Origin of the sequence: Melioribacter sp. Ez-97, assembly GCF_051488665.1 — a bacterium.
Lineage (GTDB): Bacteria > Bacteroidota > Ignavibacteria > Ignavibacteriales > Melioribacteraceae > Melioribacter.
In genome coordinates this window covers 133,483-147,987 of record NZ_JBPSEG010000008.1, presented here as the reverse complement: position 1 = coordinate 147,987, position 14,505 = coordinate 133,483, and the positions used below count along the sequence as shown (strand labels likewise).

General features: G+C 42.8%; 10 protein-coding genes, 1 tRNA gene and 1 pseudogene. 2 read left to right on the top strand and 10 right to left on the bottom strand.

All coding sequences use genetic code 11. The features are described from left to right. The 3 genes and pseudogenes from ACSSWA_RS10560 to ACSSWA_RS10550 form a co-directional block, all read right to left on the bottom strand. Nucleotides 1–301 (bottom strand): annotated as a pseudogene (locus ACSSWA_RS10560) (hypothetical protein); the annotation flags it as partial. A gap of 75 nt (nt 302–376) precedes the next feature. Further along, entirely contained in the window at nt 377–523 is a 147-nt protein-coding gene (locus ACSSWA_RS10555; protein ID WP_437356546.1) for a phage integrase N-terminal SAM-like domain-containing protein, read from the bottom strand. Between the two features lie 285 nt (nt 524–808). Then, a tRNA-Lys gene (locus tag ACSSWA_RS10550) sits at nt 809–880 on the bottom strand. Nucleotides 881–1,183: 303 nt separating this feature from the next. Here ACSSWA_RS10550 and ACSSWA_RS10545 point away from each other — a divergent pair. Continuing rightward, a complete protein-coding gene (locus ACSSWA_RS10545) occupies nt 1,184–2,527 on the top strand; it encodes a sigma-54-dependent transcriptional regulator (RefSeq protein ID WP_437356545.1) in 1,344 nt (447 codons plus the stop codon). Between the two features lies 1 nt (nt 2,528). Beyond that, a complete protein-coding gene (locus ACSSWA_RS10540; protein ID WP_437356544.1) occupies nt 2,529–3,611 on the top strand; it encodes a hybrid sensor histidine kinase/response regulator in 1,083 nt (360 codons plus the stop codon). On the opposite strand, the gene ACSSWA_RS10535 is transcribed toward ACSSWA_RS10540, so the two are convergent. The 7 genes from ACSSWA_RS10535 to ACSSWA_RS10505 are packed head-to-tail and all read right to left on the bottom strand — an operon-like array spanning nt 3,608 to nt 14,493. Next, nucleotides 3,608–4,282, bottom strand: coding sequence for a response regulator transcription factor (locus ACSSWA_RS10535; RefSeq protein WP_437356543.1), 675 nt, complete (start codon nt 4,280–4,282; stop codon nt 3,608–3,610). The genes ACSSWA_RS10540 and ACSSWA_RS10535 overlap by 4 nt on opposite strands. Beyond that, on the bottom strand, nt 4,279–7,734 hold the full coding sequence (locus ACSSWA_RS10530) for an ATP-binding protein (protein WP_437356541.1): 3,456 nt from the start codon (nt 7,732–7,734) through the stop codon (nt 4,279–4,281). The genes ACSSWA_RS10535 and ACSSWA_RS10530 overlap by 4 nt, the downstream gene beginning before the upstream one ends. A gap of 31 nt (nt 7,735–7,765) precedes the next feature. After that, a complete protein-coding gene (locus tag ACSSWA_RS10525; RefSeq protein WP_437356539.1) occupies nt 7,766–9,010 on the bottom strand; it encodes a type II secretion system protein GspD in 1,245 nt (414 codons plus the stop codon). 1 nt (nt 9,011) lies between these two features. After that, nucleotides 9,012–9,899 carry a hypothetical protein gene (locus ACSSWA_RS10520; RefSeq protein WP_437356537.1) on the bottom strand — a complete coding sequence of 296 codons (888 nt, stop codon included), beginning with the start codon at nt 9,897–9,899 and terminating at the stop codon, nt 9,012–9,014. After that, nucleotides 9,896–11,449: a hypothetical protein gene (locus tag ACSSWA_RS10515; protein ID WP_437356536.1), complete on the bottom strand. Its 1,554-nt coding sequence runs from the start codon at nt 11,447–11,449 to the stop codon at nt 9,896–9,898. The genes ACSSWA_RS10520 and ACSSWA_RS10515 overlap by 4 nt, the downstream gene beginning before the upstream one ends. 1 nt (nt 11,450) lies before the next feature. Further along, nucleotides 11,451–12,677 carry a type IV pilus twitching motility protein PilT gene (locus ACSSWA_RS10510; protein ID WP_437356534.1) on the bottom strand — a complete coding sequence of 409 codons (1,227 nt, stop codon included), beginning with the start codon at nt 12,675–12,677 and terminating at the stop codon, nt 11,451–11,453. 28 nt (nt 12,678–12,705) lie between these two features. After that, nucleotides 12,706–14,493: a GspE/PulE family protein gene (locus ACSSWA_RS10505; protein WP_437356533.1), complete on the bottom strand. Its 1,788-nt coding sequence runs from the start codon at nt 14,491–14,493 to the stop codon at nt 12,706–12,708. Nucleotides 14,494–14,505: the final 12 nt, after the last annotated feature.

The window sequence follows — 14,505 nt, the reverse complement described above, 5'->3', positions numbered from 1 at the left end:
TGTCATAAACTGGAAGTCTTATCATCCTATTAGCTTCTTCTATTGATTTGGGAGCAGGTATTATCATAGTCTCTGGTGATAGTTTTCTAAATAGTGCTTCCTGTCTCTGAAGATCAATTAAGTCATCTTCTGTATATCCATTTGCTCTCTTTTCTTCTAATGACCTCAATAGTTCACTTTCATAGATTTTTGGCAACAGTTCGGTGGGGTCATTTAAGCTATCTATGGTTGCAAATTTTATATTCCCAGCAACTATACTTTTAAGAGCCGTTTCTGATGAGATATATTTGTATAGTTTCATTTTGCTTATCCCTCTTCTTACAGATAACTATTATTTAACCCGCCAAATCACTATAGTATATGGCGGTTCTGCATACTATATGCTTTTATTGTTAAACAAAATAAAACGCTTAATCCATACGATGTATGCTCCTTCAGTCTTTCTACCGTAATGGTTCGCTCTGAGCGTTATTCTTACCCGGTCAAGTAGTTTGGGCTTGTCTTTAGTTTCTTTTAAGGTCATCAATTGTCCCCTCGATTCCCTCAATACACATATTTTAACAAGAAATTAAACAAATCTAAAAATAATGTCAATCAAATATTTTCGAATGCGCGCCGGAAACCGGCTTATCACGTAAAATAAAACCGAAGGGATTTTTCAGGCTATCTTTTTCTTTTACTCGATTACACAACCTTAAGACGAGACTTGCCGTTCTTAAATTTGTTTTTAACTTTTCGTCAGCCCCGGGACATGAAATTTTTAAAACAAAAAAGCCCTGCAAATTTTAATCTGCAAGGCTTTGAAAAGTGAGCGCGGGTGGGATCGAACCACCGACCCTCTGCTTAAAAGGCAGATGCTCTACCCCTGAGCTACGCGCCCGCTGTAATTTCAAAAAAATTTCCCGCCTTTAGCGGGATGCATTTACAAATGCATCATTTTTTGAGTCAACAAATATATGGTTTACGAAAATAAAATACAACTGTTTCAATTTATACCGCGTCAATTTTTCAATTTTTATACCAATAATGCGGAAAAAATTCCGCCTGCAAACGCCTTTATTAAACTTAAAGTGTGAGGAAGAAAACATTAACCGGCGCCGGCGAGCCTCAATCCCTTTTAACAAATTGTTTTATCCCCGATTTTTTTTATATTGTTCAACAACTTATTTTCCCGATTGCAAATATGAAAGACGCCAAAATATTAATCGCCGACGACGACGAAACTTTGTGTTACCTTCTGAAAGAAGAGCTGGTAAACGAAGGCTACCGCGTCGACGTTGTCTACGACGGCAAGTTTGCCATCGAGAAACTTAAATCGATTCCTTACGACATCATCCTGCTCGACCTCGAAATGAAGGAAGTCCACGGCGAAACCGTTCTCGAATACGTTATGGAAAATCATCCATCCACGCAGGTAATCGTATTGACCGCTAAATCCGACGTGCGTACGGCTATCGACTGCATCAAAAAAGGCGCTTACGATTTCATTACCAAACCGTACGAATTCGGGCAGCTCTGCGTAACGATCGAACGCGCCATGGAGCATAAAGACTTAATTGTCAAAAACAAAATCCTTTCTTCGAAAGTCAGTCAGGCATACGCAGGTTCGATTGTGGGCGAAAGCGAAGCCATTAAAGACGTAATCCGCCTTGCCGAAAAAGCCGCCCGGTCGGATTCGAATATATTGCTAGAAGGCGAAACGGGGACGGGCAAGGAATTATTTGCCGAGTTTATACATAAAAATTCCGAAAGAGCTTCAAAACCGTTCGTAGCAATCAATTGCGCGTCGCTGCCCGACCAGTTGATCGAAAGCGAATTGTTCGGCTACGAAAAAGGAGCGTTTACGGACGCCAAAACTTCCAAACAGGGACTGGTCGAAATTGCCGACGGAGGCACTCTCTTTCTCGACGAAATCGGAGAGCTGAGTCTTACGCTTCAACCCAAACTGCTGAGATTTCTCGAAAACGGCGAGTTCAGAAGAATCGGCGGCGTTTCGAATCTGAAATCGAACGTGCGGGTAATCGGCGCTACGAACAAAAATTTGATGGAAGAAGCCGAAAACAAAAATTTCCGGCGAGACCTCCTTTTCAGACTCAATGTTATTACTCTTACTATTCCCCCTCTGCGCGAACGACAGAACGACGTTCTTCTGCTGGCGGAATATTTCTTGAGAAAGAAATCGCCCGTCAGATCGATCAAAAAATTATCCGACAACGCGCGGAAAGCGCTCCTCCGGTATAATTTTCCGGGCAACGTGCGCGAACTCGAACATATGATCGAAAGAGCAATTATCTTTTCGGAAGGCAACGTTATCGAGCCGAAGGATTTGAACATACCGAAAGACGATTTCGACTTCAGTAAATTTTCGGAAGACGACGGCGAATTCCTTACGCTCGAAGAACTCGAAAAAATCCATATCAAAAGGGCATTGGACAAATTCCAGTGGAACCGGGAAAATACCGCCCGGGCGCTCGGAATAAGCCAGAAAACGCTCTACTCGAAGATTATCAAGTACAAACTGAAATAAAATGGCTAATCAAAATTTATCGGCTGCGCACCTTTCGCACGACCTTAATAATATTATCACGCGCATTTTAAACAGCCTCGAAGCGCTTAAAAAGAAAGTGGCAAATTACGACGAAGTGGCGCCGATAATTAACGGCATCGAAAACAGCGCTTTTATGGCAGCCGAAATAATGGAAGACATTCAAGCCGAATCGAAAGGGAAACCGCCGCGCAAAAAGAAAATCGACGTCAATAAATTAATCGAAGACCTTGTTTCTACCGTCAGCCTCAGTCAGAAAAATAAAATCAAATTCAATCTCAAACTTCAATCAGACCTTTATCCCGTCGAAGGACGATATTCCGATTTCTACCGGATTTTGCTGAACCTGATCGTAAATGCGGTCGAAGCTATCGGTAATCGCGGAACCGTTACTATTGCCACTTCGAATATCGGAATGACCGACCGCGCGGGTTCGTCCGATTTGTTCGACACTCAGCCTTTTGTGCAAATCAAAATATCGGACAACGGAACGGGCATCGACCCCGAAATCATTCCTTTTATTTTCGACGAGAATTTTTCGACAAAGTCGAAAGTCAAAAACAGAGGATTCGGATTATCCATCGTAAAACGATTGGTCGACAATTACGAAGGCACAATCAAAGTATCGAGCGAGAAAGGAAAGGGGAGCGAATTCTTGCTTGCGTTTCCGTCTTCCGGGCGTTCAAAAGTAAAAATCAGCGAAAAAGAAAAACACATACTGCTCGTTGAAGACGAAGATATACTTCTGGAACTGCTGACCGAACTGCTCGAGTCGTACGGTTATAAAATAACCGCGGCGCCGGACGGCAAAGGAATGTTTAAGAAATACGACCCGGTAAATCCGCCCGACCTTTTGATAATCGACCAGAAACTGCCCGATATCGACGGCGTCGAATGCGTCCGAAAATTAAGAACCATGAACAAAACCATTCCCGTAATTCTGGCGTCGGGCTCGCAAACAGACTACAGCATGGAACCCGGCGTCAACGAAATCGTGAACAAAACGATTCACAAACCATATAACTTCGAAGAAATCCTTTCGATTGTAAAAGAGTTGATCGGTTAGTTTTCCGTCTCGCCCGATTCGAGGTCGATAATATTCAGATCGTTTACGTAAGGCGTTATGACGGGTTTTTTAATCGAACCGAGTTTTTCGAGAACTGCGATTATATCCCGCGCCGCGTTTTCGATAAATTCGATTCTCTTGAGCACCGCTTCCTTCGAAAAATTATCTTTCGACAGCTCGCGTCTTATGGCGGCGGTGGAAAGATTAATCAGCGTTAGCGGCTGTTTGATTTCGTGATTTGCCGTAACAACCGTAGCGGCGTAAGTTTTGATTTTTTCGATTTCGATCAGGAACTTGTTGGTTTCGCTGAAGCGGAGGGCTGATTTTATGCGAGCCACCAGTTCTGTGCGGTTGAACGGCTTTTTAATATAGTCGAAGGCTCCCGCCTGCAAGCCTTCTTTCAAATTTTCCGCTTCGGTAAGCGCGGTCAATAATATTATCGGTATCTGTTTTGTCTCTTCGTTGTTCGTAAGAGTTTTGCAAACCTCGTAGCCAGAAATTCCCGGCATCATAATATCGAGCAGAATCAAATCGGGCTTTTCTTCGATCGCTTTCTTGATGCCCATATTTCCGTCGTAAGCTTTTATTACTTCAAAGCCTTCCTGCTCCAGCCTGTCCTGCAGCAGGAATACATTGTCGGGATAATCGTCGATAACGAGAATCTTTTTCATTTAACGCTCTTGTTTTGAAGAATGTTTTTCATTTTAGCCGAAAGCAGCGAGAATTCGACCGGCTTTGTAATCAGGTCGTCGAAACCGTTTTTTTCGATTACTTCTTTGTTTTCGAGCATGGCGTATGCTGTAAGAGCAATTACGGGAATCGAAGCAGTTCTGCTCTCGGCTCTGATTTTTTTAATAGTTTCGAAGCCGTCCATCATCGGCATCATAATATCGAGGAAGATCAAATCGGGTTCCACGTGATTCAACGTTAAAAGGCATTCCATTCCGTTGTGCGCAAAGATGGCGTTGCATCCGAGCTGCTTGACGAATTCTCCGATTGTAAAAAGCGTGTCCTGGTCGTCGTCTACGATCAATACCGTCGGTTTTATTTCTTTAACCGGAATCCGCTCCGACGGTTTTTCGGTCTCATCGGTTTCAATCAGTTTTTCTTTGAGCTGTTCGTTGTCGATTTTAATTCTGTCGCGGATTACTTTGAGAATATCGAGAGGATGATTTTTTTCTCTGAGAGCGACGGAATTCATTACGCGCGACAATTCGCCCGGATTCAGGTTTTCAATGTCTCCGGGCAGAACAAATACGATAATCGTATTGCGCGTAAACACGTTCTGCCTGATCATTGCGGCAAACAAAACGGCGTCCGTCGAGAACGATTCGAGGTCGATAAAAAATATCTGAGCCGAATTAAAATCGAGAGCTCCGATTGCAGCCTCGAGGTTCGACCTGTATTCGATTTCCGGCAAACCTTCGTTTTTTAATTTGTCGAATACTTCTTTCTTTTTATCCACCCAGAAAAGAGCGCCGGCTTTTTTACCAAGAAAATTTTCAATTTCCTGCTTCAATTTTTTTAGCGATTCAGCCGATGCCGGTTTAACCGTAAAATCGAATATGTTTGGTATCCAGCCTACTTTTTGGTCTTCCAGCACAGTAAGAATTACTACGGGAATATCGCCGTATTCTCCCGACTTCAATTTGTAAAGCGTCTCCCATTCTTTGCCGCGGTCGTCGATATTGCCTACAATAAAAAGATCGGGAACAGTCCCGGTCTTAAGTTCGGTTAAATTTCCCGGATTGATATTCTTGACGTCGTAATCGTACGACGTAAGATAATCCGCAATTAATTTACAGGTGTTTTTATTGGTAGTTATAATTGCGGCGCATTTTTTACGGTTTTCTTCGCTCTGCGCAACGGGCTCGTTTTCCGATTCGACCACGTCGACTATTACGTCGTTAAGTACAAAGGAAAAACGCGAGCCTTCGCCTCTATTCGATACGAGTTCAATTTTGGAATTCATCAGTTCCAGAAAATGTTTTGCGATCGAAAGACCGAGACCGGCTCCGCCGTATTTTCGCGAAGCTCCGGCGTCGATTCTTCCGAACTCTTCGAATATCTTTTCCCTGTTTTCTTCCGAAATGCCTATGCCCGTATCTTCCACTTCAAAATAGAGCGAGGCTTCGTCGCTTTGCTCGACTTTTAGTTTGACGTACCCCTTTTCGGTAAATTTAAACGCATTAACCAATAAATTCGAAAGGATTTGTTCAAGCTTGGAACGGTCGGTCTCTACCGCAAAATCGACGTTCCCGGGAATATCGACTATAAATTCGAGATTTTTCTCTTCCGCCATCTGTTCGACGTCGATAAGAATATCTTCTATTAATTCGGATAATAAAAATCTCTCTTTGTTCAATTCCAGTTTGCCGGCGTCCACTTTGGAGAAATCGAGGATATTGTTAATAAGCCGCAAAAGTTTTCTGCCGTTTCTTAAAATCACTTTTAATTTTTTGCCGCTCTTTTCCGAATGGATTTCTTTTAACATCAGTTCCGTCAGTCCGAGTATCGATATCAGCGGAGTTCTCAATTCGTGAGACATGCTGGCAAGAAAGCGCGATTTGATATCGGAAAGTTCGACCGCTTTTTTTCTTTCCTCTTCTAGTTCTTCTGCTTTTTTCTTCAATTCCAGATGAAGCTGTTTCAATTCTTTGTTTTGCAGTTGATATTCTTCGTTAAGGCGTCTCAGCTCGCCTACGATATTTTCGAGTTGTTGGAGCGAAAGCGCGTTTACCAGTCCGACAGCCAGTTGTTCCTGGATATTGTTCAGATAATTTTTAATATCCTGATCGGGCAGTTTTTCCGACGCCAGTTCCAGCGCCGCCACGGTTTTATCGTTATAAATTATTGGGTAAAAGAGCAGATAGCGGATTTTAATTGCGCTTAGTCCCGTTTTAATTTCAGGATGATTTTCGTCAAACGTCAGTTCTACAATTTCGCCTTTCTCGACAGTCCGTTTGAGATAAGCAGCCGGCTTTTCGATCGATTCGGCGTCGATTCCGTACGAGGCGCCGACAGTCAATTTATTCTTATCGACTATATGAATTAAACCGAAGCCGATTTTCGTCGTTTTTACAATCTTATTCAGAGCCGCGTCGCAAATCTCGCCGAGCGTAGGATTCCTGTTGATCAGTTTAATAAATTCTGTGTATTCCCTCTCGGCGTTTTCTTTTTCGTTAATCACGTCGAGCATTTTATTGAACGCTTCGCCGAGTTTTCCGATTTCGTCTTTAGTTATAATTCGCGCTCTGTGATTTAAATCTCCTCCGGCTGTAATCTCCGCGGCTTCGTCGAGTATCTTAATTTGCTTTCTGAATTTATAAGTAAAAATCAGAACTATAATAAACGTGAATGCGACGCCCGAAACGACAATCAGAATCACGACGTTCTTGAGAGTATTTCTGAAATTCACTCCTTCTTCGAATGTGTCGAAAGTAAGAAATGAAAATTTACCCGTGGGAGTAATAATTTGTCTGGGCGTATAAATCGACGCGCTGAAATCGATCTCGTCCGATTCTTCGCTGAATAGATCGTAGTTGTTCTTGTATTTGAGATTATTGACGGCTTTATCGAGATAGCTCATAATAGTCTTGTTCTTCGAGGAATTCGAGACTTCCATAACTCTGTTATTAACCACGAGCGCAACTTCCGACCGGATTTTTTCGCTTATTTTATTTAAGAAATCCGAATCGATTACCATTCCGTAATAATAAATCGTATTATCCGGCGCGTTCCAATAACCGAGGACAATTCCCGGATTGTTATTGATAAATTCTCTGAAGTCGAGCCGGCTCAAATTCAATCCCGCATTTTTCTTTACTTTGAGCGACTGCAAATCGATAACGGAATTATTTTTCAAGGTAAAGATGAAGTCGATGTCGAGGGAATCGAGATTATACGAAGCGCCGCTGCCTGCAATTCTTTTTACGTCGTACTCGTTTTGCTGCAAATAATTTTCGAAAAGGAACGCGAGGTCGTTGGTGGAATTCAGAATAAGCTGGGATTTAAAGCGCGTAAAAAGTCTGTCTGTCAGCGAGTAATAAATAGTTGAAGTAGCGGCAATAGTAATAAGCGCTATTACAAGCGATATTAATATCAGCTTGGCATTTAGTTTCATCTTTTCCCGACATGGTTAATGAGTCGCCGTATTATTTATCTTTGTTCTCTTTATCCCGCTGGGATTCCTGCATGTACTGCTGCATTTCTTCCGCATTCTTTTTCAATTGTTCTTTCAAAACGCCTTTGCCCTTCTTGTCGGCAATTCTGTCTTTAAGCGAAGGCAGAATATCGGCTTTAATAAGCATGATTATTTCTTTAGTGGTGATTGATTTCTGGTCGTAGCCGAAAATATATCTCAGTCCCAGAACCCACCATGGCAGGTCTTTCAATATAGGCACGCCGCGTCTGTCGGAAGTTTCTTCGTTGACGTAGAGTCCTCCGATTGCTGTTTCTTCGCCGTCAAGCAGAAGCACGCTTGTTTCCGCCGTAGTCTTCCTTATTTCGGTTGTAATTGTTCCCGGATTTGCCGAACTCCTTTCGACTTTGAGTTTCATATAGACATAATCGATGCCGTCTTCGGTATAAATGTAGGGCGTCACTTCGATAATCGTTCCCGTCGAATAGAAACGGTCGATTATATTTCCGGCAAAGTCGCGTTCTTTTATCGATATATCCGAACCGACCTGAGTTCTGCCCTTAACGCCGTTGACCGTGCTTACGGTGGGACGAGAAATAATTTTTCCGAGATTCTCGGTTTCGAAGAAACGGAACAATGCTGTTGCGTCGCCTTCGAATTCGCCCATTGTAAATTGGGAGTTTGTTTCTACTCCGAATTCGGGCGGCTGCTGCTGCACCTGATTCGTAGTGGATGTTTGCTGTTGTTCTTCCTGCAGAGTAACGAGTTTACTTCCTATCGAGAGTCCGCTTCGCGAAAGGAGGAATTCCCAATTAATTCCGCGTTCTCTCATTTCCGCTACATTCCCTTCAAATAGGAGCGCGGAAATTTTGACTTCCCGCTCGTCGACCGGCGCATAAATTTCTTTCGAAAGTTCGGCTTTCGTGTCGTCTTTTCTTTTAACGATTATTGTCGATTCGGTTTCCTCGTACATCAAATTATTGTATTGTACGATTATCAGCAAGGCTTTTTTATATTGAATGTTTTTAAGTTCTATACCGATCGGTTGATTGATATCGACTGTCGATACGATTTTTTTGCCTGTGATTTTCTGACTTACCGCGCTCAAGACTTCGATTGCCTGATTGAAAGTAATATTTTCGGAAAGCGTTACAAGTTCTTCCGGATTGACATAGCCTTTTAACTTTTCCTGAAGGTCTGCTTGCGCGTTCAACAACGAGGCAATTAATAAGACCGATATGAAAATTAACCTTTTCATTTTATTTACTCTTTTTATTTTCTTTTTCGAGTTTGAGAGTAACCGTTTCGACAATGCCTCCTTTATTCAAAAGGAAATCGACCTGATTGTTGTCGTAATCGATTTTAGTCAAATATCCGAGATATACTCTGTCGCCTTCCCACAAGAGATAAGTATTGCCGTTGGCGTCGGAAAGGAATGCGCCGTCGGGAATGAGCGCCAGCAGCGACGCAGTCTGAACGTCCAGAAGTCCTTCGACATTCGGCGGAATTTCGTTGCGTATTAACGGATAGAAGACGTCGTATATCAAATTCGGTGTCAGCCGGTTTTCCGTAAAATCCTTCACATAAAAACGGTCGTCATTCGAGAAATAGACCATGGCGTTAAATTTGAACGAAACCAGATAATGCGGAATGCCGTCTTCGTCCACCTGTACGTTGTTCGCCATATTAAGATCGCCGATTTTCTTCAACATCTTGCTCTCCTCGATGGCGTAAATCAATCTGTTCAAATCATTGAATTCGGCGACTCCGCTCAGTTTATAAACATAATAATTTAGCTGCGCTCCCGTTTCGGTTCTGTCGTATTCGATATTTACGTATGAATACGGCGAGAAATTAAAAGATACTCTGTTGACGAAGTCATAAAAGTCGGATTGCGGCAAGTTAAACGGAACGTTGTATTTTCTGTTCGAAAGAATCGAGTCGAGTTTTGCAACTCTGTCCCTCAAAAGAATAAGCTGCTGCTCCAGCGTTTCGGTGTCGAGCTGGAACAATGTCATATCTTTAATTTTCTTCTGTCTGTCCTCTATTTTTCCTTTAAGATAGACATAATTAAATAGAGCGCCTCCTATAACTATCAGCACGAGGATGATAAATATTATTACGGTATTTTTAACTTTGGCGCTCATTGAACGCTGCTCTGTTTTTCGTTTATTTTCAGATTGATTATATACGAGAAAGCCGTCTTTTCGCGTATTGTTTCCGAGTTAATGCTTTTTACGACCGCCGCGGGATAATTTCTGGCAAATTCCGTAAGCACGCTTCTGGAGAGAGAAAAACCGTAAATAATAATATCGCCGGGATTCGGATTTTCGAATTTCGATATCCAGAAGTTTCTTCGCCGTTCCATAAAGTCGGATATTGCGGAAAGATTTTCGCTCCAGATTCCCGCGTCGACGGTAGCTGAATCGAGTATCGCCTGAGTGGCGTCGAAACTATTTATTCTGTTTTGAAGCGGAGTTATTTCCGCAATCAAAGCCTGGTTTTGTATCTGTTTTTGATTAAGCCTGTTAATTTCGAGGTCGAGCTCGTTGATCTTCTGCATATTCGACAATATCTCGAACGTGAAGAAAAACGTTGCGCCGAACAACAACGGCATCAATGCATAACTGTGCCATCCGAATTGCAGAAACTTCTGATTCTCCTGAATGTAACGCGGCAGTATGTTGACGCCTTTATGTTTTTTATCGAGCTCGTCGAAATATTCGATTCCGGCGGAAATCGGGATCGAATAAAGAGCCAGCTCTTTCTGATCTTCCTCGCTCAATTCGGAAATGTCGATATCTTCGAATTTCATCTCGCTGACGTTGGCTTCCGGGAAAGTGCCGTAAAAAGAAAGAATCAAGTTTTCCGAACGGTCTTCGCCGCACAAAATTATATTGTCTAATTTGGAGATGCCGCCGTTTTCCATTTCGAGTAGTATCTTCGAAAAATAAACGTCGTAAGTATGCAAATTTGAAACGCCTACGTCGAGCGTGGCGCCGATATGTTTCAATTTATTTCCTTCGAGGAATATAAGCTTGCTCGTTTCCCTGCCGATATAAATTATAAGAGTATTGTCTTCCGGGAAAAAGTTTCCGTTTTTTGCAACATAATAAGCCAGCGACAATTCAGCCGGTTTAATGGCGGGAATTTTCAGATAGCGACGTTTATTAAAATTAGCCAGCCGGTTAATGAGACTAACTGCGGGAATATCGCCTTCGAGAAAAACGCTAAGAATTGTTTTTTCGTCGAATTCGGTATAACCGAGCATATCGGGCGTAACTTTAACGCCTTTGGAATCGTAAATGTCGGAAATTATTGCCTGTAATAATTTCTTCTTGTTTGCTTCCGCAGGAATTTCGGAGAAGTGATAATTTGCCGTCGGCTCGCTTACAACCGGCATAAATTGAACCTGCGAAAGCTTAATGCCCGACAATATAGAATTCAATCGCGAGATATCGGAAACGTCCCCGCTTTCGCTCTCGCTTTCAGCAATGTTTTCCAATTCGTCGAACGACAAATCGCTTTCAGCCGCGGGAGTTTCCAGATCGAGCATAAAATCGTTAGAGCCTGCAGCGCCGGGAGCGGATACGGAGAGAGACAAGACCCGCAATACCTTAACGGATTCTTTCTCTTTTTCGAGCAATGCGACTTTTGCATTGACGCCTTCCGTATAAACGCTTACCAGATATTTCATTTTATCCCGCTTTTAGTAACTGCATAATACGTGTTTTATTATTGGCGTAAGCGATAGCGTTTTCTTTCGAAATCTTTCGCTCGGTATAAAGTCTAATCAAATCCTGTTCCAGAGTAATCATACCTTGTTGCCCGCCCTGATTTATCATCATGTAAATTTCGCTTGTATTATTGTTTTTAATAGCGGCTTTAACGCTCGGAGTAACAATCAACACTTCTTTTGCAAGAACGCGCTTGCCGTCGAGACTCGGCACTAGTTTTTGAGAGACTACGGATATCAGAACGTCCGCCAGTCGATTTCTTACGCGTTCCTGTTCGGAAGGATGCACTTCGGCTATAATACGGTCAATCGATTCGACCGCCGAAGAAGTATGAAGAGTCGAAAAAACTTTATGTCCTGTATCGGTTACTTCGAGAGCTGCCATAATGGTTTCGGGGTCTCTCATTTCGCCTATTACAATTATGTCGGGGTCCTGACGCAACGCCTGAATAACTCCGTCTTTGAACGAAAGCACATCCCTGCCGACTTCGCGGTGTTTGATAATAGATTTTTTCGACGTATGGACGTACTCAACCGGCGATGCGATGATTACGATGTGACACGGATCGAATTGATTATGATAATCGATTATGGCGTCGAGAGTGGTCGATTTACCCGAACCGGTTATACCGGTTACAAGCGAAAGCCCGAATTTTATGTAATTATGGCTCATTGCTTTAACCGCCAGCGGATGAAATTCGAGCGAATTCAATGGTCTCACTTTAGCTTGAATTGCGCGCATGTTCAAAGCAAGCGTATCGAGATCGAAATAAGCGTCGGCGCGAAACCGCACGTTTACATTTTCCTTTTCATAGAAGAACGTATAGCTGAAATCGAGATTCCGTTCGTTCATAAGTATCTGGCGCTGATTCGGATTCAACAACGACATTATCAGTACGCCGGCTTCGTCGGGATTCATCTGCGGCAGGTCTTCGACGCGTTCTTTATTGCCGAAAATTCTGAACCAGACGTAACCCTGAGTTCCGAAACCGCCTATTTCAACGTCGGACGCCTGACGTTCGAGCATCAAAGAAAGAATATGATTTGCATATTTCAGCAGAAGCAATTTCTGCTCTTCGTTCAATTTATCGATATGCTCTGCGATAAACCGCACTCTTTCCGGTCCGAAATAAATTTCGGGTATCTTCGATACGAACGCCGATAATAATTGTTTAGCCTGTTCAGTCATAATTATTAAAATAAAGAAATTATTCTTATTAATCTTCCATTGTTGCGCCGATTACCTCCTGAATCGAAGTAAGTCCCAATCTAACTTTTTCGAAACCCGACTCGCGCAAACTTTTAGTGCCGTCTTTTCGCGCTTGAGTTCTGATGGCTTCCTCGTCGACTTCTTCGCCCGAAGAAACGATAATTTTCCTTATTTCTTTTGTAAAATAGAGCGCCTCGTGGATTGCAAGACGTCCTTTATATCCCGTATTATTGCATTTTTCGCAGCCGACTGCTTCGTAAATTTCGTATCCCTGCCATTCTTCCAAATTCAAACCCGAAGACTTGATATGCTCTTCTATATTATCCACTTTTCTTTTGCATGATTCGCACAGCCTTCTAATCAGACGCTGAGCGACGATAATATTAATGGCATATGCTATAAGAAAAGGTTCTATTCCCATTTTATAGAGACGAGCTACGGCGCTCGGAGCGTCGTTTGTGTGAAGGGTTGAAAAAGTAAGGTGACCCGTATTTGCAAGTTTAATTGCCGTCTCGGCGGTTTCTTTATCGCGCATTTCGCCGACCAAAACGATATCCGGGTCGTGGCGCAATATAGCTCTTATCGCTTGCTCGAAATTCATTTTATGACCGATCTTAAGCTGACGCGCGCCTTCGATAACGTATTCAACCGGGTCTTCGACGGTAAGAACATTTTTCGTCGGGTCGATTACCTGATACAAAGCCGCAATCAAAGTAGTCGATTTGCCGCTTCCGGTTGGACCGGTCAGAATAACCATTCCCTGCGGCTGTTTGATAGCTTTTTCGAAAGCCGTACGGGCATAACCGGTCAAACCGAGTTTGCTCAAATCGCGTATAACTTTTCTGTCGTCGAGAATACGAATTACAATGCTTTCGAATTTATTTCTAAGTTCGGTTCCCACCGTGGGCAGCACGGAGACTCGAAATCGTATAATGTGTCCGTCTATTTCTCTTTGGATAAAACCGTCCTGCGCTTTTTCGCGTTCGAATCGGTCGAGTCCCTTGGAACGGTCTTTAACAACCGCCATAACCGCTTCGGGCATCGTATTTTCCTGAACGTGCCACAATTGCAATTTGCCGTCTATTCTGAAATGGATTTCGGTTCGGGTAGCCGATTTGGGAATAATGTGAATATCGCTTACTCCTTTTCTTACGCCTTCGACCAAAGCGGCTTCGACCAGATTTATCAGCGCGCTTTTGTTTATTTCGGCGTCGAGTTCTTCTTCGTCGATGCTGGCTTCGTCCTGCGCCATCTGAAATTCTTCTTCGGCTTCCTGAATCATTTTAAGATATTCGTTTTCCGAAGTTATCAGCATATTGATCAATTTGTCGTAGTCCTTTTTGCGCAGGTAATTGATCTCGTATTTTTTGGCGTTGAGAGCGTACGCTATTTTGGGCAAATTCCTGTCGGTCGGATCAACTGCGGCAAGTATAAGTTTATCTTTGATCTTGTCGTCGTATTTAAAAGGAATTACGCGATGTTCCAGCAAAAGGCGTTTGACTTCTTCGCCCTGTTTGGTCATTATGTTTTTAATTTCGGTGATTCGTTCTTCCGGCAGTTCTTCCGGTTTAATATTCAGTTCCTTGAACGCATAAAGAATAGCCACTTCGCGGAAAATCACATCGTGCTCAAAACCGAATTCCTCGACCAGAATTTGAGCGAGATTGCGTTTTTTCTGAAGCTGATCGGCTTCCTTTATTTTAAGCGCCTGCTCGAGTATGTTGGAATCGATTATTCCTTTTTTAAGAAGGAGATAACCGATCTTGTCAGCCATTTCGAGTTGCGAATCCAACATAATCAAATACCT